Source organism: Bradyrhizobium paxllaeri, assembly GCF_001693515.2.
Classification (GTDB): Bacteria; Pseudomonadota; Alphaproteobacteria; order Rhizobiales; family Xanthobacteraceae; genus Bradyrhizobium; species Bradyrhizobium paxllaeri.
This window is the reverse complement of record NZ_CP042968.1, coordinates 6,289,249-6,310,481: the sequence shown is the minus strand read 5'-3', so window position 1 is coordinate 6,310,481 and position 21,233 is coordinate 6,289,249. Positions and strand designations below refer to the sequence as shown.

The window sequence follows — 21,233 nt, the reverse complement described above, 5'->3', positions numbered from 1 at the left end:
CGGCAACGCGGCGTCCAAAGGGTCGGAGACAGGAGGGCGTCGACGACGTTGCTCCAGATGGGAGCATGAAGGGTAGCATTCTGCTGTGTTGGTCGGAAACCGAGGCGGCTCGTCGCCGACGAGGGTAGCGCCTTGTGCCGAGATCATGAGAGGTCAGGCTATGGAGATCGAACGCACTACATTCGGCACCATCACGATTGACGGAAAGACGTATGAACACGACGTGATCATCCGTCTGTCCGGCGAAGTAGCAAAGCGGAAGAAGAAGCTGTCGAAGAAGTACTACGGCACCTCGCATGTCCTCTCGAAGGACGAGGCGAAGTTCGTCTTTGAGGACGGATGCGAGCAGCTGATTCTTGGCTCGGGCCAGATGGGCAATGTGCATCTATCGCCGGAAGCTGAGGCGTATTTTGCGAAAAAGGGTTGCACGGTCCTGTTGCAGCCGACCCCCGACGCGATTCGTACGTTCAACAATTCGCGCGCGAAGAAGATCGGCCTTTTTCACGTTACCTGCTGAATCGGGCCGGCCGAGACCCAGAGTCCGAGATTGTTCGAATTCCGCTGACTCGATGCGGCGCGTCTGCGGAAGCGGATTGACCGAGAAGCCTCTTTCAACCGCTATTCGACAGCATCGCTTGGAGTATTGCCTCGACCGAGAGCGGCGAAATCTCAAGTTCAGAAAATCCAGGCAACTCCGGCGACGACAAGGTGTCGATCTGCATCAGTTCCACTTGATTGCGAGTGAGGGGCGGACTCGGGAGCATTTCGGAGGCCCATGCGAGTGCGTGCCAAAGCGCGATCGGGATTGGAATCAGGTGGGACGCAACGCCGGCCTGGCGCGCAACGGCCCTGAGAAGCTCCTCGTAAGAGTAGACGCGAGGGCCGCCGAATTCGAAGATCGCTGAAGGCCTCTGCGCTCGCTGCATGATCCGGCCAATCGCCTCGGCAACATCCTCCACATAGACCGGCTGCAATCTGGTCTGGCCGCGGCCGAACATCGGATAGATCGGAAGCCGGCGGAGCAGTGTAAGGATGGTTGTGAGAAACGCGTCGTCCGATCCAAACATCACCGCCGGTCGGATGAAAGTTGCATCAGGGAACGCGGCCCGGACCGCAAGTTCGCCTTCGCCGCGCTTTCGGATGTACCGCGATTGTGACGCGGCATCCGCGCCTATTCCTGAAACATGAACGAGCCGTTCGACACCGGCCCGGCGCGCTTGCACTGCCACTCGTCGGGCAGATTCGACGTGAACGGAATGAAAAGTGTCCAGTCCGTGCTCGACGTAAAGACTGACTGCATTTACAACGCCGTAAGCGCCGGCAAGCGCATCCGCGACCGATCGCTCGTCGTGAACATTGGCCTCTACGGATTGAAGTTGCGGATCGTCGCGGCCAGGCTGACTATTTCTGCGATCCGGATGCCTTGACGCAATCCGAACCGGGAATCCGCGATGGCTCAGACGTTGAACGACGCGGCGGCCGAGAAATCCGGTTCCGCCGAATACGGTGACGGTGCGCCCGCTGGTAGCGACCATGTCTCAAATTCGCAAGTTCATGTGGGAGTCTTTCACCACTGGTGCGTCGTCATGGACCCGACGGTCGACCGGCGCCGCGACGGGATCGGAGCGGGCTTGCCCAACATTGGCGGCCGCTAGGCCTGAACCGTCGATGCGGCGAGCTCGTCCAGCACTTCGGTCAATCGCTCTACGGCCCAATCCACCTGTGATTCGTCGATAATCAAGGGGGGCGCAAAGCGTATCGTGTTCCGGTGGGTATCTTTGGTCAGAACTCCCGCCTGAAGCAAGTGCCCGATCACCGTACCGGCGCGTGCCATGTTGCTGTGTAACTCGACCCCGGCGAACAGACCGCGACCGCGCACCTCGCGAATGATCGGATTTTTGATCGCAGAGAGCCGATTGAGGAGATGCGCGCCGACAGTCGCGGCACGTTCAATCAATCGCTCGTCGATCAGAGTGTCGAGGGCGGCCAATCCAACCGCTGATGCAATCGGGTTGCCTCCGAACGTGCTGCCGTGGTCACCGGGAGTGAAAACCTGCATGACCTCGCGACGGGCGAGGAAAAGCGAAACCGGCAACATCCCGCCGCCGAGCGCCTTGCCGAGCATCAGACCATCGGGCGTTACGCCTTCGTGCTGGCACGCGAGCAGTCGACCGGTGCGTCCCAGACCACTCTGGATCTCGTCGCACAGCAGCAGCACGTTGTTCGCTTTGCAGATTCGCGCGGCCTCAGTGAGATATCCAGGCGGCGGCACGTTGATCCCGCCTTCGCCTTGAATTGGTTCGACCAGAAAGGCCGCAGTGTCAGGGGTAACGGCCGCGGCGAGCGCCGATGCGTCGCCGAACGGCACGCGCGTGAAGCCGGCCGGGAATGGTCCGAAGCCGTCGCGATATCGGGCTTGCGAAGAAAAACCAATGATCGAGATGGTACGGCCGTGGAAGTTTCCCTCCGCGGCAATGATTCCGGCCCGGTCAGTCGGCACACCCTTGACCTTATAGGCCCATTTACGTGCCGCCTTGAGCGCTGTCTCGACGGCTTCAGCGCCGCTGTTCATTGGCAACGCGGCGTCCATACCGGTCAGCTCGCACGCCCTGGCGAGGAAAGGCCCCAGCCGATCGCTGAAATAAGCGCGCGAGATCGTATCCAGACGCTGCGCCTGTTCGGTCAGCGCCTTGACGAGGCGCGGATGGCAATGGCCAAAGCTCGCCGCCGAATACGCTCCCATCATGTCGATGTAGCGCCGGCCGGCCTCGTCCCACACGTAGACGCCATCCCCGCGGACGATCGTCACCGGCAATGGCGCGTAATTTCCCGCGCCGAAGCGGGATTCAAGGCCAGCGAAATCGGTCATGACAAGCGCTCCTGCCGCGATCCTCGCTCGCGCCGGCTCGGCATGTCACCCCTGCTGCTGGTGAAGGCGCACAAGTGCAACTGCGTCGCGAGACCACGGCTCATGGCGCACTCTCCCGATTGGGCGCGCGTAAGGCATGCGCGCGCCTCTTCTTGGATGTAGGAAGGCCGTTGCAAAAAAACAGGTGCTAGGGCCCACGACAGGCGCCGCCACCTTTCTCGTTCTGCTATAATTTGTTCATGACGATCGGGATTACCGGGCCCGAGCGGAAGTCACCACGGCGAAACGCTGTGGTCGGGCTGATTGTGACTGCCATCTTCGCCGGAATTTGCCTGATCCTTCTCGCGCTCGTCGGCGACATCCTAGTCGACTGGATGTGGTTCTCCGCGGTCGGCTACTCGCAGGTATTTTGGACGTCGATCGGCGCGAAGGCCGGAGTCTTTTCCGTCGTCTGCGCGGCAACCGCCGCCATCGTGTGGGCAAACGCCGGGCTCGCACTTTACCTTGCTCGACGACGGCGAAGCCGGCTTCCCGCCGGTCTCGTCTGGAATCTCGTGGCTGCGATGCCGCCCGATCCGTTAGAATTCATACGCGATCGGTTGCCATGGTCCCGCGCCATTGCTGGCGGTGCCGGACTCCTCGCGCTGCTTGTCGCCTGGGCGGAGGTCGGCAACTGGAGCATCATTCTGCAGTTCGTCTATCACGTGCCATATGGCGCGAACGATCCGCTGTATGACAAGGAAATTGGATTCTATCTGTTTTCTCTGCCCGCCTATGTCGCCATCAGGAATTGGGCATTCTTGACGCTGTTCATGAGTGCGCTTTTCGCCGCAATGATCTACTGGGTGCATGGCGACATCGAATACCAGGTCCAGCGGCGGTCGATTTCGCCGACTGCGGTTGTCCACGGCTCGGCGCTGCTCGGCCTGCTCTTTGCGGTGAAGGCATGGTCCTACTGGCTCGACCGCTATTTGCTGCTCTACGGAGACAATGGCGTGGTGGTTGGCGCGAGCTACACCGATATCCATGTGGACCTGCCCGTCCTCTGGTTGCTGATCGGACTCTCGGTCGCCGCAGCCCTGGCCGCCTGGGCGAACATGTGGGTGCGCACCTACCGCCTCCCCACCGCCGCGCTGCTGCTCGTCTTTGGCGGCGCCTTCCTGCTGTCCGGCGTGCTCCCGATGTTGTTCCAGCGGTTCTACGTCAAACCGAACGAACTGGAGCTGGAGCGGCCCTATATCGAACGCAGCATCCGCCTGACCCGGGAGGCCTATAATCTCGATCGGATCGCGGCGAAGCCATTCCCGGCCGAACAGAACCTTACCGTCCGCACACTCGAAGCCAACAAGGCGACCATCGAGAACATCAGATTGTGGGACGGGCAGCCGCTGGCGGATACCTACGCGCAGCTGCAGGAGATACGCACCTACTACAAATTAAGCGACCTGGATGTCGACCGCTACTGGTTTCGCGGCACCTACCAGAGCGTGATGCTCTCGGCACGCGAGCTCAGATCCTCGCTGCTGCCGCCTAACGCCCAGACCTGGGTCAACCTCCATTTGCTGTTCACCCACGGCAATGGGGCAGTGATGAGCCCGGTAACGCACAAGAGCGCCGAGGGGCTTCCGCTGCTCTACCTGCGCGACATTCCTCCAGTTGCGGAGGGTGGCCTCGAAATCCGCGAACCGCGCATCTATTATGGACAAGAAAAGAGCAACTACGTCCTCGTCAGGACGGCCACGCCGGAATTCGACTATCCGAAGGGGAATGAAAACGTCTACGCGTCCTACGACGGTGCCGGCGGCGTCCCGCTGCCGGGGGTGCTGCGAAAGATCATCTTCGCCCACCACTTCAACGACATGAACCTGCTGCTCTCCAGCTACATCACTGACGACAGCCGGATCATGATCCGGCGCAATGTCGGGGAACGGGTTCGCACGATCGCCCCGTTCCTCAGTCTCGACCGCGACCCCTATCTGGTCATCAGCGAGGGGCGGATGTTCTGGATCCAGGACGCCTATACGACCAGCGACTATTTTCCCTCTGCGCAGCCTGCGCCCAGCCGCAATCTCAACTACATCCGCAATTCCGTGAAAGCCGTCATCGACGCCTATAACGGCAGCGTCGACTTTTATCTGATGGACCAGACGGACCCGATCGCCGGCACCTACCAGCGAATCTTTCCGGGGTTGTTCAAGCCGTTCGCGGCCATGCCGCCCGACCTGCAAAAGCACATTCGCTATCCCGAGGATCTCTTCCTGATTCAGGCGCAGCTTTACCAGACCTATCACATGGCATCTGCCGACGTTTTCTATAACCGCGAGGATCTTTGGCAGTTTCCGCGCCAGCCGGCTGGTGACGGCGGCGTCACGCCGATGGTCCCTTACTACATCGTGATGCGGCTGCCCGGAGAAGCCCAGGCCGAGTTCTTTATCATGCTCCCCATGGTGCCAAGCCGACGCGACAACATGATCGCATGGCTGGCAGCGCGCTGCGACGCCCCCGACTATGGCAAACTGATCGTCTACGAATTTCCCAAGGAGAAGCTCGTCTACGGACCGTTCCAGATCGAGGCGCGCATTCATCAGAACACGGAGATCTCCCAGCAAATATCACTGTGGAACCAGATGGGCTCGCGGGTGATCCGCGGAAACCTCCTGGTGATCCCGATCGAGAATTCGATCCTCTATGTATCGCCGCTGTATCTGCGCGCGGTCCACGGACAATTGCCGGAGCTCAAGCGCGTTATCGCGGCGTATGGCGAAAATGTCGTCATGAAAGAGACACTTGCCGAGGCCTTGTCCGAGCTTTTCATAGAAACTAACGCGTCGCCGGCATCGCCGAGTACTGCAACGGAAATGCCACGTGCGAGTCCTGCGGAAAGCAGGGCGCAGGAGGCGCGGGAGGCGCTCGATCGCTACAACCAGGCAATGGAGCTGTTGAGGTCCGGGGATTGGGCAGGCTTCGGCAAGCAGATCGACGCGATGCGCGGCCTTTTGGAGAAAATGAACCGGCAATCGGCCGAACACTGACCAACGCCGGGTAATTGTCATTCGACAAAGAGAAATTCTCTAGTGATCTCAAATGCCCATAATGCTGAGAAATGTCAGAATGGCTTTTGAAAGCATTGGGAGAAACCGGAGACTTCCAAGCTGGATACGTGGACCCTGAAGATTGCTTCGCGGTTCAAGCCGCTGTCTGGAACAGCAATTTGAGATGGTTGCGTGCCCCCATTAAGAACCCAGATTCCGGCTATGTGCCGAGCCGCGCTTCCGCTCTCGAAGCATTACCGGACGTCTACTCGAAGGACGATTGGAAACTGTACTTCTTTCAGGCCCGCAAATTCCTGGTGAACTTCACCAAGGAACCGTCTCCTGTGGCTGCTTCTCGCCGAGAAACTCCTCGGCTGTCACGCTGTTAATGCCGCTCGTGCCATGACTGTCGTCATCTCGCTAGGCGCAACACCGTCGAGAAAGGCTTTCACCGTGTGACTTGAGATGGAGATCAGAGGGGACATGGAATTCGAACGGCCCCCGTCAGCGCGGTCTCAATCGCGGACAGGCACGGGAGCGCGTGGGCATATCAGGGCGGCCTGCAGCTGACTTACAGTCAGTATCCTCGAAGACTTGCCACTGCAAGTAGAGCGAAGCTACGCCACCGTTGGTCGCCAGCTTTCGCACTTATACCAACTGATTACCCAATAACGGGTTCGGGTTGGTAAAGGCGGGACTTTGTAGGACTTTCGATCCGTTGTAATATGTGTGAAATTCGCATGGCTGCTCCCCGAAGGGCGCAGCAGCGTCACAATAAGCAGGCGCGAACCAACGTGCCGGTTTTTGGCATCGAGACCGACATGGCCGTTGGCGGATCGTTTGACACGTTCCCCAAGCTGCTGGCGCGAAATGCCGCGCAGTTTAGCAGCCGTCCTGCGTTTCGGCATAAGGATCTCGGCATCTGGCAGACGTGGACCTGGTCTCAGGTTGCAGAGATCGTGCGCGCTTACGCCGCGGGTTTGCATCGACTTGGACTGCGGCCAGGCGACACGATCGCCATCGTTGGCTCCAACCGTCCGAAGCTCTATTGGACGCTCATGGCAGCGCAAGCGCTGCGCGTGATTCCGGTTCCGGTCTACTCGGATGCGGTGGCTGACGAACTCGCTTACGTCCTCGCTCATGCCGAGGCGAAAATTGTTGCAGCGCAGGATCAGGAGCAGGTCGATAAGGTTCTGTCGGTATCCGACCGTGTGCCGCATGTCGAAAAGATTGTCTATGACGAGCAGCGTGGCCTCGATGACTACGACCACGACCGATTGATCGCAATCCGCGATGTCATCGAAGACGGCCGCGCCGCGCTTGCGGTCAGCGCGGGGCTCGGCAGGCAGATCGATGAGTTCATCCGGCAGGGTGAAGGTTCTGACATCTCAATTATCCTCTACACGTCGGGAACCACCGGCGCGTCGAAGGGTGTCATGCTGTCGGCGCGAGGCTGTATCGACGCCGCGACTGATACCGTCAGGTTCGACAACCTGACTGAAAAGGACGTGGCGCTCGCCTACCTGCCGCTCGCCTGGGTTGGTGATCATTACCTCAACTATGCACAAGGCATTGTCGCCGGATTCTGCATGGCGTGTCCCGAGAGCGGTGGGACGATCGAGCAGGATCGGCGCGAGATCGGACCAACCTTCTATTTCGCGCCGCCGCGAGGTTTCGAGGCCATGCTGACGCGAGTGATGATCCGCATGGAAGACGCTGCAGCCATCAAGCGGCGCATGTTCAACTACTTCCTTGGCATTGCGCGGAGGTATGGCGAGTCGATTTTGACCGGAAAGCCGGTGCCGCTGTCCGGCCGGCTGCTTTATGCGCTCGGGCGCTTGATGGTCTACGAGCCCCTAAAGAACGTTCTTGGCCTGTCGCGCGTGCGCGTCGCCTACACGGCAGGTGAGGCCATCGGCCCGGATCTGTTCGCGTTCTACCGCTCGATCGGATTGAACCTGAAGCAACTCTACGGTCAGACCGAAGCGTTCCTTTACCTAACCTGCCAGCCTGACGGTCAGATCTACTCCGATACGGTCGGTCCGGCTGCACCGAACGTCGACATCCGCATTGCGGAAACAGGTGAGGTGCAGTTCCGCTCACCGGGCATGTTAGTCGGATATTTCAAGGATCAGGCGAAGACCGCGGAGGCCATGACGTCCGACGGCTACGTCAAGACCGGCGACGCCGGTTTCTTCGACGAGAAGACCGGACACCTGAAGATCATCGATCGTGCGAACGATGTCGGCCGGCTGGCCGACGGCACGATGTTTGCGCCGAAGTATCTTGAGAACAAGCTAAAATTTTTTCCCAACATCAAGGAAGCGGTGGTTTACGGCGACTCCAGGGATTTCGTTTGCGCCTTTCTCAATATCGACCCGATCGCTGTGGCGAACTGGGCCGAACGCAACAACGTCGCATACGGTTCCTATCAGGAGCTGGCGGGGCATCCGCTGGTCTACGACATCGTGGCGAAAGATGTTGCCGAGGTGAACCGCTCCCTCGCGGAGGAAAAGGTGATGACGGGCGCGCAAATTCGTCGCTTTCTCATTTTGCATAAGGAGCTCGACGCAGATGACGGCGAATTGACCCGCACGCAGAAAGTTCGCCGTGGGTTCATCGCCGAGCGTTATGCACGACTGATCACGGCGCTCTACGACGGTTCGCATGAAGCCGACATTTCCACCGAAGTCACCTTTGAGGATGGCCGCAAGGGTGTGATTGCGGCGCGGGTCAAGATTCGCGACCTGGAAATATCTCGCTCGTCAGAATCTCTGGGGAAGGCCGCATGAGGACGCCGGGCACGAACGAAATCCTGCTGCGGGTCGAGGGCGTATCGCTGGCGTTTGGCGGCGTGAAAGCGCTGACGGACGTTTCATTCGATATCGTGAAAGGCGAAATTCGTGCCATCATCGGACCGAACGGTGCCGGCAAAACCTCGATGCTCAACGTCATCAATGGTTTCTACCATCCCGATCATGGCGCCATCACCTTCAAGGGACTGACCCGCGCCAAGATGCAGCCTTTCGAGGCGTCGCGCGGCGGCATCGCGCGCACGTTTCAGAACGTTGCCCTGTTCAAGGGGATGAGCGCGCTCGACAATATTATGGCAGGCCGCACCTTGAGGATGCGCCGCGGCCTGCTGTGGCAGATGCTGCGCTATGGCCCTGCGCTGGTGGAGGAGATCGAGCATCGGCAGCGGGTCGAGGAGATTGTCGATTTTCTGGAAATCGAGGCGATCCGGAAGGTGCCGGTTGCGCGTTTGCCATATGGCCTGCAGAAACGCGTCGAACTTGGCCGCGCCCTTGCGATGGAGCCCGACCTTCTTCTCCTCGACGAGCCGATGGCAGGCATGAATCTCGAGGAGAAGGAGGACATGTCACGGTTCATCATCGACGTGAACAATCATTACGGCACGACTATTGCGCTGATCGAGCACGATATGGCTGTGGTGATGGATCTCTCCCATCGCGTGGTGGTGCTCGATCATGGCGTGAAGATCGCCGACGGCACGCCGGATGAGGTCAAGAAGAATCAGGGCGTCATCGACGCGTATCTCGGCGTCGCGCACTAAGGAGCATTACGTGATCGCATTGGGCCAATTTCTCGAAGTGCTGATCGGCGGATTGATGTCCGGCGTGCTGTACTCGCTGGTCGCACTTGGCTTCGTGTTGATCTTCAAGGCATCCGGTGTCTTTAATTTTGCGCAAGGCGCAATGGTGTTGCTCGCCGCGCTTGCGCTGGTTCGCTCGCTCGACCTGCTGGTGGTCTGGGGCTTCTCGCTTTGGACTGCGATCATCCTCGGCATTGGCTTTGCCGCCGTGGTCATGGCGATAACGGCCAGGCTGATCGAGTGGTTCGTGATCGGGCCTCTTGTCAATCAGGACGCGCTCACGCTGTTCATGTCCACCATAGGCGTGACATTCGTCCTCGAAGGCGCGGCGCAGATGATCTTCGGTTCCGATGTTTACCCGTTGCGGCTGTTCCCGACGGACGTCTGGCTCCTGTTCGAAAGTCACTTTCCGGGTGGAATTCTGGTCAACAAGCTGGATGTCTGGGGCGCCTTTATCGCCGGAATTCTGGTAGCGGGTCTCGCGATCTTCTTCCAGCGTACCAAGACCGGTCGAGCACTCAGGGCGGTTGCCGACGACCACCTGGCGGCGCAGTCGGTCGGGATTCCAATCAGCTGGATCTGGTTTGTGGTCTGGCTTGTTGCCGGTCTCGTTGCGCTGGTTGCGGCGACCGTGTGGGGTACCAAGCTGGGTGTGCAGTTCTCCATCACGTTTCTCGCGCTGAAGGCCTTGCCGGTTCTGATCATTGGAGGCCTTACCTCGGTCCCCGGAGCCATCGTCGGCGGGCTTATTGTGGGTGCGGGCGAGAAGATCGCCGAGGTGTTCCTGGGGGCGCATATTGGTGGCGGTATCGAATATTGGTTCGCCTATGTGCTGGCGTTGGCGGTGCTGCTCGTGCGGCCGCAAGGGTTATTTGGTGAGCGTATCATCGAGCGTATCTGAGACGAGGGCCTAGTTATGCTTTATCGCGAGGCAGGCCAGTTCAAGACGACCTACGCGGCGGACATGGCGATTTTCCCCATCCGCCAGGATCGTATTGCGCTCGGTATCCTGCTCACGATTGCCTTCGTCGGGGTGCCGGTGCTGGCGAACTTCCGCATTTGGCCGTTCGCCAGCGAGTATCTGCTGTGGGCAATTCTGCTGCCCTTCCTGATCCTCGCGCTCGCCGCAATCGGCGCAAACATTCTCGTCGGTTACTGCGGCCAGATCTCGCTCGGCAGCGGCGCGTTCATGGCTATCGGCGCCTATTCTGCCTACAAGCTGGGGACCGGTGTTCATATTCCGCTTGCTTGGCTTGGCTTCGCGATTTCGATCCCGCCGCTGCCAGTGCTGGCATCCATTCTGCTCGGCGGGCTGATGGCGGCGGTCGTCGGAATCCTCTTCGGTATTCCCAGTCTACGGATCAAGGGTCTCTATCTGGCGGTCGCAACACTCGCGGCGCAGTTCTTCTTCGACTGGGTTTTCCTGCGAGTGCCGTGGTTCACCAATTACGCGCCCTCAGGATCGGTCAATGCTCCGGCACTGGAGTTCTTCGGCCTGACCGTGCGCACTCCGATCGAGCGCTATCTGCTGTGCCTGATCTTCGTAACCGTGTTCGCAGTTCTGGCGAAGAACCTCGTTCGCGGCAATCTCGGCAGACAATGGATGGCAATCCGCGACATGGACATAGCCGCAGAGCTGATCGGCATCCGGCCACTTTACGCGAAGCTTACGGCTTTCGCGGTTTCTTCATTTATCATCGGCGTGGCGGGCGCCCTCTGGGCGTTCGTCTATCTGGGGTCGTGGGAGCCGCTCGCCTTCTCGATCGAGCGCTCGCTGCAGCTTCTGTTCATGGTGATCATCGGCGGGTTGGGATCGATCATGGGTTCGTTCGTCGGCGCGGCCTTTATCCTCATCCTGCCGATCATGCTGAACCTGCTTCCAACCCAGCTCGGTGTGCCGCTATCAACAGAGACGATTACTCATCTGGAGTTCATCATCTTTGGATCGTTGATCTGCTACCTTCTCATCAAGGAGCCACATGGGTTTGCCCGGCTCATATCGATTGGCAAGGAGAAGCTTAGACTGTGGCCGTTTCCCTACTGAAGGGGGAAGTGCGAAGCAAGCCGAGGATCGCAAAGCGGAGCGGCGGTCGTTGGCAAAAGGAGGAAAGGAAGCCCCGCGAAAACAAGACCCGGTACGACAAGAAACGGGCTGAACGAGGAGGAGACTCACATGGTACGCAACAAATTGATACTGGCCGCAGCCATACTTTCAGGTGGAGCGTTTGACTCTCCCGCTGCGGCGCAGAACGAGCAGTTCATCCCGATACTATCCTACCGGACGGGTGCGTACGCCGTGAATGGCGTGCCGTACGCAAACGGCGTGGCCGACTACTACAACCTCGTCAACGAGCGGGACGGTGGCATCAACGGCGTCAGGCTTCTAGTCGAGGAATGCGAAACCGGCTACGCCACCGACAAGGGCGTTGAATGTTACGAGCGTCTCAAAGGGAAGGGCCCGACCGGCGCGGCCTTCGTCAATCCGCTGTCAACCGGCATTACATTCGCCCTCACCGAGAAGACCGCGACTGACAAGATCCCGATTATCACCATGGGCTACGGCCGCGCCGATTCCAAGAACGGAGCCGTGTTCGCCTACAATTTTCCGCTGCTCGGCACGTACTGGTCCGCGGCCGATATCGCGATCCAGCACGTCACCAAGGAGGTGGGCGGCGTCGACAAGCTGAAAGGAAAGAAGATTTCGCTGCTCTATCACGACAGCCCATACGGTAAGGAGCCGATCCCGATGCTGCAGGTGCTGGCCAAGAAGCACGGCTTTGAGTTCACACCGATCCCGGTCACGCATCCCGGCGTCGAACAGAAGTCGCAATGGCTGGCGATCCGCCAGAACCGGCCGGACTATGTCCTGGTCTGGGGCTGGGGCGTCATGAACGGCACGGCAGTCAAGGAAGCGGCGGCCGTTGCCTATCCACGCGACAAGATGATCGGTGTTTGGTGGTCGGGCGCGGAGCCGGATGTACAGCCCGCAGGCGATCAAGCCGTCGGCTACAAGGCGCTGATGCTTCAGCATGGTGCAGGCAAATTCCCCGTGCATGCCGACATCGAGAAGCACGTCTATGCAAAGGGCAAGGGGGCGTCGGAGCCCGGCAAGGTCGGCGAGGTTCTCTACAACCGCGGCATGGTGAACGCCATGCTCGGGGTAGAGGGGGTCCGCAAGGCGCAGGAAAAATTCGGCAAGAAGCCGCTGACGGGCGAGCAGGTCCGTTGGGGCCTTGAGAATCTCAACCTCTCTGAAGTGCGGCTCAAGGAACTCGGCTTCGAGGGCATGTTGAAGCCGATCAAGATTTCCTGCTCCGACCACGAGGGCGCGCGGGAAGGGCGCGTTCAGCAGTGGGACGGCAAGGGTTGGAAAATCATCTCCGACTGGTACACGGCCAACCAATCCGACACCGAACCGCTCGTCGACGAAGTGTCCGCGAAGTATGCCGCGGACAAGAAGATTCAGCCGCGAGACTGCTCGAAAGAGAGCTGAGAGCATCTCGGCGATCCGGGAGGAGTGTTCGTTTCCTCCCGGATATTTCCGAAAGCCGTACCAGTTTGGAGGGAGCAGCGTGTCAACCCCCAAGGCCGCCACGGCGACAGAAGCGGCAGCACCGTTCCTGTCGGTCAACAATATCGAGGTAGTGTACGATCACGTTATCCTGGTGTTGAAGGGTGTATCGCTGGATGTGCCGCGGGGCGGCATCGTCGCGCTTCTCGGCGCCAATGGTGCGGGCAAGACAACGACGCTGAAGGCGGTCTCCAATCTGCTGCATGCGGAGCGGGGTGAGGTCACCAGGGGCTCGATCCTGTTCGACGGCGTCGAAGTGCAGTCTCTGTCGCCAAGCGATGTGGTGCGGCGTGGCTGCATTCAGGTAATGGAGGGGCGGCGTTGCTTCGCTCACCTCACTGTCGAAGAGAACCTCCTGACCGGCGCCTTCACACGCACGGACGGCAAGTCCGCGATCGCGCAGGATCTGGAGCGAGTCTATGCCTATTTCCCCCGTCTCGGGGAGCGGCGTGGTTCGATCGCGGGTTATACGTCCGGCGGCGAACAGCAGATGTGCGTGATCGGCCGTGCGCTAATGTCACGCCCGAAGATGATCCTGCTCGATGAGCCTTCAATGGGGCTCGCGCCGCGGATCGTCGAAGAGATCTTCGAGATCGTGAAGGATCTCAACGTCAAGGAAAGTGTCTCGTTTCTTCTCGCCGAGCAGAATACCAATATGGCGCTCAAGTACGCCAGCCACGGATATATCCTCGAGAATGGCCGAGTAGTGATGGATGGCGAGGCGCGGGCGCTCGCCGCAAATGAGGATGTCAAGGAATTCTATCTTGGCGTCGCCGGCGAGAGGCGAAAATCATTCCGCGATGTGAAGCACTACAAGCGGCGCAAGCGCTGGCTCGTTTAGACAATGACGCGAAGCGATCGACGCGCGTTGAGTGGGCTCGCCGCGTGAGGCGCGGCGCAAGATCGGACTGTTTGTCTCGCATTGGGCACGATCAGTGCGACATCAACGTGGGTTTGGTCATCGAGGCAAGTATGCCACGTGTCGTCCCGCCAAGAATGAACTCCCGCAGCCGGGAATGCCCGTACCCGCCCATGACAATGAGATCGGGATCCGTATCGGCTGCATATGACAGGATTGCATTTGAAACATCGATCTTGCTGACGGGGATGCGCTCGATCTTGACGTTTACTCCGTGACGGGTCAGATGGGTCGCGATATCCGTACCCGGAAGGCCCGCGCTTTTCGCGCTCTGAATGTCCGCAACAACAACGCTCGCCTTGCCGGAGCGTGTAAGAAACGGCATGGCATCGGCGACCGCTCGCGCGGCTGCCATCCCAGCAGGCCATGACATTATCGAGTTTGAAGCGGTCTTTCTGAATAAAAGGAACGATGAGCACCGGCCTTCCGGATTCGAACCGCGCCGCCTCAATGACGATGTTTTTGGTTGGATGGTCGCTGCCGTTTTCAAATTGACCAATGATGGAAAGATCGAATCGCCTTGCGATATGCGCAAACTGGGTTGGTACGTCGCCAATGTCAGCTTCAATCCTGCGCGTTTCGGCTGAAGCGCCGGTGCGACGCGTCGCCTCGTTAGACGCGGTGACCACGGACTCTGCGCGTTCTCGAACGTCTGCTTGCTGGGGCTCGAACAAAGGCCGACAGGTCAGCGCGACCGAGCATTGCCGGATGGAAGGCGGCCCCCACGATGTGTGCGCCGAATGCTTCTGCAACCGACAAGGCGTAGTTGGAAACGACATCTTGCGACGTCCCGTAAGACAGGTTGACAAGAATATCCTTGATCATAGGTCTGCCTCCAATTAGGCGATCTCGCATCCACACTGATCGCTCCAGTATCTATCTTTATCCCTGCTGTTCCCGCGAGGTGCGTGGCGATTCAGGTAAAGGGCAAGCGGCTCCACGCTGCACGCTATCGAGACACTTCTCATCCGGCCTTCACCAGATGACGGTCCGGCTGACACGTTAGCAACGACCCTTCCCATCAGGTCATCAAGCGACCGGGTGATGCCAGCGATCATACCACCAGGTGATAGAGAGCGATCGGTCATCAGTTGCCAGGGCTGCAAAAAAGATTACCAATATACCCGACGCCACCAGTTGGGGATTGGCCGCGGACACATACGCGTGTGCAGTTCGAATTTCGTGTGCACGCTGTGTGCACTGAGAATGCGAAAATCGCGATTTTTGCTTCCAATCCGGTCGGATATGATCTTAGAGAAACCAATGTGAGGCAGTGGGGCAGGGGCGTGAATCTGGGCGTGGCGGACGACAGAGACTCGCTAGGGTGGGACTTACACGTGCGGGGGCGAGCCGCTGTTGTCGGAGGCGAAAAGTGCCGCCTCTTTTGCTTAGCTGCTCCGGTTCAGCTTGAAAGCAAAGAATCGCGGCAGCGGGGGCGTGACGCTCCCCTGATTTGAACGCCGATATTGTCTGGTGTTATGCGTGATCGAGACAGTCGGACACGTCGTTCGGCCGCGTGTCGAGAGATACTGCGCAATGCTGAGGATTGGAATCATATCGGACACCCACGGGCTCCTGCGGCCTGAGGCTGAGCAAAGGCTTGCCGGGGCGGCGCATATCATCCACGCTGGCGATATTGGTCACGCGGACGTTGTCGGCTTGCTGCGTAGGATTGCGCCTGTCACTGCGATCAGAGGAAACATCGATACCGGCGACTGGGCGAAACATTATCCCGACACTCAGCTAATACAGCTCGGGGAGCGGTCCTTCTATGTCTTGCACGACCTTCAGGATCTGCAGATCGATCCAGCAGTTTGCGGAATTGACGTGGTTGTTTACGGGCACTCGCATCGGCCGCGGATCCAAACGATTGACGGCGTGCTTTATCTAAATCCGGGAAGCGCCGGGCCACAGCGTTTCAAGCTGCCTGTCACAGTGGCTACTTTGGAGCTAACCGTAAGCGGCCTTCGGCCTGTCATTCACGACCTTAGTCCGCCGAAGTACTGAGCAGTGTGCTCTCCAGGGATATCCCGAAGGGAAGACTACAGCTGGATCTCTGACGGCGTCACGGGCATCCAAGGTCACCGTGAATTCTGGCCAGCCTCGGACTGTCGACCGGCACGGTCCTGCATCCAGCGGGGTTCTTCGCGCCGCTGGGGTGATTTTGATCTTCCTATGGTGCGCGAACCGACCTATATCGCGGCCCGGAGGACGCAAAGATGTTTGGAAGAAGGCGGCGAGAAAAGATACTGCGAGATCATGAAGCCAGGGAGGCTCGGGCGCGATTCGAGCGGAACACGCGTGCCGGCAGGGCCATTTACGCCCGGATCGCTGACTTGAAGAAAGTGCCGCGCGAAAATCTGCCGGATGCGGTGTTCCTGCTTTTTATGGAGGCAAAGCAGCAGAGCGAGCTGATTCGGCGATCGATAGGAGACCGTACCCACCATGACTTCAATTTCGGCGGCATGATCGACGGCGATCTCGCGACTTACCTTGCGCAGGACGCGGCGCACGCGCTCCGGGATCACGTCACAAATCCGCAGACATTCCTTGAAGCGATGTCTGAGCAATTGCCCGATGTACACTTCACGGTCCAGCAACAGGACGCCGTTTCGATGGTTGCCGCGATGATCCGTGAACAGCGTCTGGACGGAATTCTGGAAGGCTTGCGACTTGCCGGGTTATTGAACGAAGTGCCAAACCGCCGTCGCGTCGGCTCTGAAACCGAAGGGCCGGATTAGGTTCTCATTCGAAGCAGCTACTTGCATAGCAGCGGGGCTTGTGTTGCACACGAGTGCGACCAGCGAGTGCTGGCAGAAGTCGGATCGTCACCTTGGCCTTGTCCCCGTTGCTCAGATATCTCCTGGCCGCGACACTCTATTGAGGTTCGATTCCTGCCGCCTTGATGATTCGCCCCCATTTGTCGATTTCTGCTCGAAGGAAGGCCTCCAGCGCTTCTGGGGTCGCACGGTCTTGTTTGACCGGAGCCATGCTGAGTTCGCCAAAGCGACTGACAAGCGCCGGATCCTTGAGAGCGGTCTGCAGGGCAGCGACCAGCGTGGCGATGACGGGCTTCGGCGTGCCGCGCGGCGCATAGAGACCGTACCAGGTCGTAACATCGAATGCGGGGAGGCCGGCCTCGGCTGCGGTTGGCACGTTTGGCAGCGTCGGAACGCGCTGCTTGCTGGTGATCGCGTACCCCTTGATTGTGCCGGACTGTATATGGGGCGTCGGTCCGGTGGCGGGATCGCAATACACGTCGATATGACCCGCGAGAACATCATTTAGAGCGGGGCCGCCGCCCTTGTAATAGACCGATGTAAGCTTGGTGTCGGTCGTGCTCATGAACATCAATCCGCAGAGTTGCGATGCGGAGCCCAGTCCGACATTGCCGTATGTCGTCTTGTCGCCGTCGCTGCGGATTCGGGCGACCAGCTCCTTCAGGTCCTTTGCCGGAAAATTTGGTCGCGTCACGAGGATCATCGGCACGTCGGTGACGAGGCCGATCATGGAGAAATCGCCGACTGGGTCGAACGGCAATTTGGCGTAGAGTGCCGGCGCGGTCGCCTGGCCGACATGCATCAAGAGCAATGTGTAGCCATCGGGCGGCGCCTTTGCGACGCGATTGGTGCCGAGCGTGCCACCGGCGCCGACCACGTTCTCAATCACGAACGACTGCTTCAGTGTCGCGCTCATGGTAGTCCCGAGAATGCGCGCAATCACGTCACCGGGGCCGCCGGCAGAGAAGGGCACGATCATCGTGATCGGGCGGGAGGGGTAGTCCTGCGCAAGCGCCCTGGCGCAGGGAGAAGAAAGCACCAGAAGCAGGACCAGCGATCGCACCAGATACATCATTGAACACCCCCTAGGCGCTTCACCTATTCGTCGGGAAGCGAGTTCTCCTTGGCCGACGTGCGCGCGATCATGTCGAGGGCGGCAACCGCCGCCGCCTTGACGTGATCCACGCAACAGCGCTCGGCGAGTTCTTCATCGCCGCTCTGGATCGCGCGCCAGATTGCGGTCACCTCGCGCAAGCTCTTGTTGATCCGCTTCGGTTGCGACATCGAGGTGATCCGCAACAGTGTGATCCGGTCATGCAACGGCTTGAGCATCCGCTCGACAAAGCTGTTGCGGCAGCCTCCGATGAGTGCGCCATAGAAGTCGGTCTTGGCCTCCAGGCATCCGACCAGATCCTGCTTGGCAGCGGCGGCTTTCAGCCGGGTCAGGGCATCGCCAATTCGACGCACGACGTCGGGGTCGCACAGTCGCGCGCATTCGCGGCCGGCAAATCCTTCCAGAACCGCCCGCGCGTCGTAAAGCTGCCTGGCTTCCTCGAGGCTGATGGTGCTGACCACCGGGCCGCGATGCGGGACGGTCTTGACGAGCCCATCGGCCTCCAGGTGCCGCAATGCCTCGCGGATCGAGGGACGGCTGACGCCCATCATTTCGCAGAGTTCGCGCTCGACCAGCCGTTGGCCCGGCTTCAGGGTGCCGGACATGATTGCTTCGCGCAGCTTCTGGGCGACCATCGCCCGGACGGTCGGAACGTCCTCTATTCGAAGTGTCGACTGCAATTCCCTACGTCTGTCCATGGCCGGGCCTTCGTTTGCGTGGCTCAGTACCGGTTTACAGGCAGAATCATCATTTCGGCAATTTGAACATGGGCGGGCCGGTCAAGGGCGAAGGCGATCGAGTGGGCAATATCGAGTGCCATCTTGAACTTGTCGTCTGGCTCAACCCGTCGGTCATCGGAAGCATGCCTTTTCTGTATTGCTCTCCTCATGCGATCGACCAGCCTCCATCGATTGGCAGGCAAGCGCCGGTGATGTCCTGGGCGGCCGCGCCGCAAAGGAAGACCACAAGCGCGCCGACCGCCTCCATTCCGATGAACCGGCCGGAGGGCTGCCGCGTTGCTAGATAGCTCGCGGTGGCACTTTCGACACTCTCGCCGGCCTTTGCTGCGATGGATGCGATCTTGCCCTGGATGGCTGGTGTCGGCAGCGTGCCAGGCGCCACCGCGTTGCACGTGATTCCGGTGCGCGCTGTTTCCAGCGCAACGGCGCGGGTGATGCCAAGGATCGCCGTCTTGGTGGTGACGTAGTCGATGCGATCCTCAACGGCGCGCGTCGAATAGATCGACGCCATGTTGACGATGCGGCCCCAGCCGCGCTGTTTCATGGCGGGGAGTGCCAGGCGGATCAGGTGAAAGGGCGCGGACAGGTTCACCGCCAGCGCGTTGTCCCAGGCGTCCGGCGGAAAATGCTCCACGGCGGCGAAATGCCTGATAACGGCGTTGTTGACGAGGATATCGATGGCACCACAGCGGTCGAGCAAGCCCGCCATCATGGTTTCGATGGCGGTACGCTGCGACAGGTCCGCTTCGGTGGCCATGACCGAGACGCCAAAGCGGGCACTGAGGCGATCCGCGGCTTCTTTCGGCGCCACGAGATCGTGCAGGACGATATTGGCTCCCGCGCCGGCAAGGCTTTCCGCTACCGCCAAGCCGAGGCCGGCGGTCGCTCCGGTAACGAGGGCCCATTTGTCCTTCATTGCGTTGCGGCTCCTACTTCTTGTCGAACTCGGCAAACACTTCCTTGGCGTTGCGGAACGCATCCACGCCGGCAGGAACGCCACAATAGATCGCCACCTGCATGAAGACCTCGCGAATTTCCTCGCGTGTGGCGCCGTTGGCCAGCGCGCCGCGTACGTGCGTCTTCAGCTCATGCGGACGGTTGAGTGCGCAAAGCATTGCGAGATTGAGGAAGCTGCGGGTCTTTCGTGTCAGGCCGTCGCGGCCCCAGACATAGCCCCAGCAATACTCTGTCGTCAGGTCCTGCATCGGGCGGTTGAAGTCATCCGCCGACGCCAATGCCTTGTCGACGAACTCGCTGCCGAGCACATCCTTGCGGATTTCGAGACCGCGGTCGTAGGTCGCCTTGTCCATTGTGTTCTCCGTTTCTTATGGCGATGTCAGCTCTTGGGCCAGAAGGGTTGCGCGAGTGCCAGTTGCGGCGGGAATACCGTAACCGGTACGCCGGTCTGCCACTGCACGATAGTCATGCCGGCGCCGAGGCGTCGGCCTTTTTCGTCGAACTTGATTTCGCCGAGCGGGTAATACTTGGAAGGTCCGGCGTCCATGCTGCGCAGGGCCTCAGCGACCGCGACGCGATCGGCCTTGCCGGCCTTCTCGAGCGCGTCCTTGATCACCCACATGTCGCCATAGGTGGAGATCGCGTTCTGCGTCATCCATGGCTCCTTGTAGCGGTTCTTCAGCTCCGCGATGAGCGCTTCATGTCCCTTGGCTCCCCAGCTTGCGACGCAGGTCAATACGCCCTGCAGCAGCTCCGGGCTGACCGTCTGCAGCATATCCGGCTCGGCGATCGCAATTCCGAACGAGATGGTGGGAATCTTGCCCTGGCCGAGGCCGAACTCGTTCATCTTCTCCAGCAGCAGCTTTGCGTCGGAGATTATAGTGGGCAGGAAGAACAGAAGGTCGGGCTTGGCGGAGCGGATCTTCTGCACCAGCGACGTGGCGTCGGCGAGCGGAGGCGTAAAGGTCTCGTCGACGATCAGTTGCAACTGGTTCTCTGCCAGAAGACCTTCGCGCATCGACTTCGCGGAGGCGACGGAAGCTGCGGTGTTGTCGGTCAAGATCGCGACCGTCTTCGGCCGTTTGCCGGAGGCGGTTTCGGCAAGCTTGATGATCTGCGGCAAGGCCTGCCGTGCCTGGGAGCCCGCGGTCGCCGAGGTCTGGAAGACGTATTTGAAGCCGCGGTCGGTGATGAGGTCGGAATAAGAGAGGGTGAGGACGGGCAGGTTGGCCCGCTCCGTGACCTCGGTGACCGCGAGCGTGAAGGACGAGAGATAGGCGCCGCTCGCCGCCACCAGATCGGTCTCCTGCGCCACCATGCGCTGTGCGGCGTTCTTGGCCTTCTCGGTGCTGTCGCCGGAGTCGAGTACCACCAGTTTCATCTTGGCGCCGCCGAGCGCTTTGACGCCGCCCTGGGCGTTGATGTGATCGATCGCCATTTCGGCGCCCTGGCGCATCACGGTCCCCGGCCGCGCGTACATGCCGGATATCGGAACCAGCAGGCCGACCTTGACTTCAGAAGGCTGCTGCGCCCAGGCGCGGGATGCAATCAGCGCGCTGGATGCGCCGGCGAGCAATGTTCGCCGGGTCACTTTGGTCTGAAAATTCCCAGTCATGACGATCCTCCTCCCTCAATGGT

General features: G+C 60.0%; 19 protein-coding genes. 11 read left to right on the top strand and 8 right to left on the bottom strand.

Translation table 11 applies throughout. From position 1 onward, the window contains the following. Window positions 1-160 precede the first annotated feature (160 nt). A complete protein-coding gene (locus tag LMTR21_RS30110; protein ID WP_065751099.1) occupies window positions 161-517 on the top strand; it encodes an Mth938-like domain-containing protein in 357 nt (118 codons plus the stop codon). A 94-nt stretch (window positions 518-611) separates the two neighbouring features. Here LMTR21_RS30110 and LMTR21_RS30105 read toward each other — a convergent pair whose 3' ends face one another. After that, window positions 612-1,535 carry a complex I NDUFA9 subunit family protein gene (locus LMTR21_RS30105; protein WP_065751100.1) on the bottom strand — a complete coding sequence of 308 codons (924 nt, stop codon included), beginning with the start codon at window positions 1,533-1,535 and terminating at the stop codon, window positions 612-614. 116 nt (window positions 1,536-1,651) lie between these two features. Continuing rightward, the gene (rocD, locus tag LMTR21_RS30100; protein WP_065751101.1) at window positions 1,652-2,869 is read right to left on the bottom strand and encodes an ornithine--oxo-acid transaminase; all 1,218 of its coding nucleotides are present in this window, start codon (window positions 2,867-2,869) and stop codon (window positions 1,652-1,654) included. Window positions 2,870-3,108: 239 nt separating this feature from the next. On the opposite strand from rocD, the gene LMTR21_RS30095 reads away from it, so the two are divergent. The 7 genes from LMTR21_RS30095 (at window position 3,109) to LMTR21_RS30065 (ending at window position 13,926) form a co-directional block, all read left to right on the top strand. Continuing rightward, window positions 3,109-5,901 carry a UPF0182 family membrane protein gene (locus LMTR21_RS30095; protein WP_065751102.1) on the top strand — a complete coding sequence of 931 codons (2,793 nt, stop codon included), beginning with the start codon at window positions 3,109-3,111 and terminating at the stop codon, window positions 5,899-5,901. A gap of 821 nt (window positions 5,902-6,722) precedes the next feature. Then, on the top strand, window positions 6,723-8,693 hold the full coding sequence (locus LMTR21_RS30090; protein WP_065751180.1) for an AMP-binding protein: 1,971 nt from the start codon (window positions 6,723-6,725) through the stop codon (window positions 8,691-8,693). After that, a complete protein-coding gene (locus LMTR21_RS30085; protein WP_065751103.1) occupies window positions 8,690-9,475 on the top strand; it encodes an ABC transporter ATP-binding protein in 786 nt (261 codons plus the stop codon). The genes LMTR21_RS30090 and LMTR21_RS30085 overlap by 4 nt, the downstream gene beginning before the upstream one ends. A gap of 55 nt (window positions 9,476-9,530) precedes the next feature. Next, the gene (locus LMTR21_RS30080; protein WP_065751181.1) at window positions 9,531-10,415 is read left to right on the top strand and encodes a branched-chain amino acid ABC transporter permease; all 885 of its coding nucleotides are present in this window, start codon (window positions 9,531-9,533) and stop codon (window positions 10,413-10,415) included. Between the two features lie 15 nt (window positions 10,416-10,430). Then, entirely contained in the window at window positions 10,431-11,558 is a 1,128-nt protein-coding gene (locus LMTR21_RS30075) for a branched-chain amino acid ABC transporter permease (protein WP_065751104.1), read from the top strand. Window positions 11,559-11,687: 129 nt separating this feature from the next. Continuing rightward, window positions 11,688-13,007, top strand: a complete 1,320-nt coding sequence (locus LMTR21_RS30070) for an ABC transporter substrate-binding protein (protein WP_065751105.1) — start codon at window positions 11,688-11,690, stop codon at window positions 13,005-13,007. 79 nt (window positions 13,008-13,086) lie between these two features. Continuing rightward, window positions 13,087-13,926 carry an ABC transporter ATP-binding protein gene (locus LMTR21_RS30065; RefSeq protein WP_065751106.1) on the top strand — a complete coding sequence of 280 codons (840 nt, stop codon included), beginning with the start codon at window positions 13,087-13,089 and terminating at the stop codon, window positions 13,924-13,926. A 91-nt stretch (window positions 13,927-14,017) separates the two neighbouring features. Here the strand turns inward: LMTR21_RS30065 and LMTR21_RS40380 are convergent, their stop codons facing one another. Further along, a complete protein-coding gene (locus LMTR21_RS40380) occupies window positions 14,018-14,329 on the bottom strand; it encodes a universal stress protein (protein ID WP_187399232.1) in 312 nt (103 codons plus the stop codon). Between LMTR21_RS40380 and LMTR21_RS40375 the strand changes: the two genes are divergently transcribed. The 3 genes from LMTR21_RS40375 to LMTR21_RS30050 all read left to right on the top strand — a co-directional run bounded on the left by LMTR21_RS40375 (window position 14,328) and on the right by LMTR21_RS30050 (window position 16,745). Beyond that, complete coding sequence (locus LMTR21_RS40375) at window positions 14,328-14,591, top strand: hypothetical protein (RefSeq protein WP_187399231.1); 264 nt, start codon at window positions 14,328-14,330, stop codon at window positions 14,589-14,591. The two genes, LMTR21_RS40380 and LMTR21_RS40375, sit on opposite strands and share 2 nt — an antisense overlap. Before the next feature lie 949 nt (window positions 14,592-15,540). Continuing rightward, on the top strand, window positions 15,541-16,011 hold the full coding sequence (locus tag LMTR21_RS30055; protein WP_065751107.1) for a metallophosphoesterase family protein: 471 nt from the start codon (window positions 15,541-15,543) through the stop codon (window positions 16,009-16,011). Window positions 16,012-16,340: 329 nt separating this feature from the next. Further along, complete coding sequence (locus tag LMTR21_RS30050) at window positions 16,341-16,745, top strand: hypothetical protein (protein WP_141688133.1); 405 nt, start codon at window positions 16,341-16,343, stop codon at window positions 16,743-16,745. 136 nt (window positions 16,746-16,881) lie between these two features. Here LMTR21_RS30050 and LMTR21_RS30045 read toward each other — a convergent pair whose 3' ends face one another. The 5 genes from LMTR21_RS30045 to LMTR21_RS30020 all read right to left on the bottom strand — a co-directional run bounded on the left by LMTR21_RS30045 (window position 16,882) and on the right by LMTR21_RS30020 (window position 21,210). Next, window positions 16,882-17,859 carry a tripartite tricarboxylate transporter substrate-binding protein gene (locus LMTR21_RS30045; protein ID WP_065751109.1) on the bottom strand — a complete coding sequence of 326 codons (978 nt, stop codon included), beginning with the start codon at window positions 17,857-17,859 and terminating at the stop codon, window positions 16,882-16,884. Window positions 17,860-17,882: 23 nt separating this feature from the next. Then, the gene (locus tag LMTR21_RS30040; RefSeq protein ID WP_065751110.1) at window positions 17,883-18,596 is read right to left on the bottom strand and encodes a GntR family transcriptional regulator; all 714 of its coding nucleotides are present in this window, start codon (window positions 18,594-18,596) and stop codon (window positions 17,883-17,885) included. A gap of 187 nt (window positions 18,597-18,783) precedes the next feature. Further along, complete coding sequence (locus LMTR21_RS30030; RefSeq protein ID WP_065751111.1) at window positions 18,784-19,554, bottom strand: SDR family oxidoreductase; 771 nt, start codon at window positions 19,552-19,554, stop codon at window positions 18,784-18,786. Between the two features lie 13 nt (window positions 19,555-19,567). Then, the gene (locus tag LMTR21_RS30025) at window positions 19,568-19,948 is read right to left on the bottom strand and encodes a carboxymuconolactone decarboxylase family protein (RefSeq protein WP_065751112.1); all 381 of its coding nucleotides are present in this window, start codon (window positions 19,946-19,948) and stop codon (window positions 19,568-19,570) included. 26 nt (window positions 19,949-19,974) lie between these two features. Next, the gene (locus tag LMTR21_RS30020; RefSeq protein WP_065751113.1) at window positions 19,975-21,210 is read right to left on the bottom strand and encodes an ABC transporter substrate-binding protein; all 1,236 of its coding nucleotides are present in this window, start codon (window positions 21,208-21,210) and stop codon (window positions 19,975-19,977) included. Window positions 21,211-21,233: the final 23 nt, after the last annotated feature.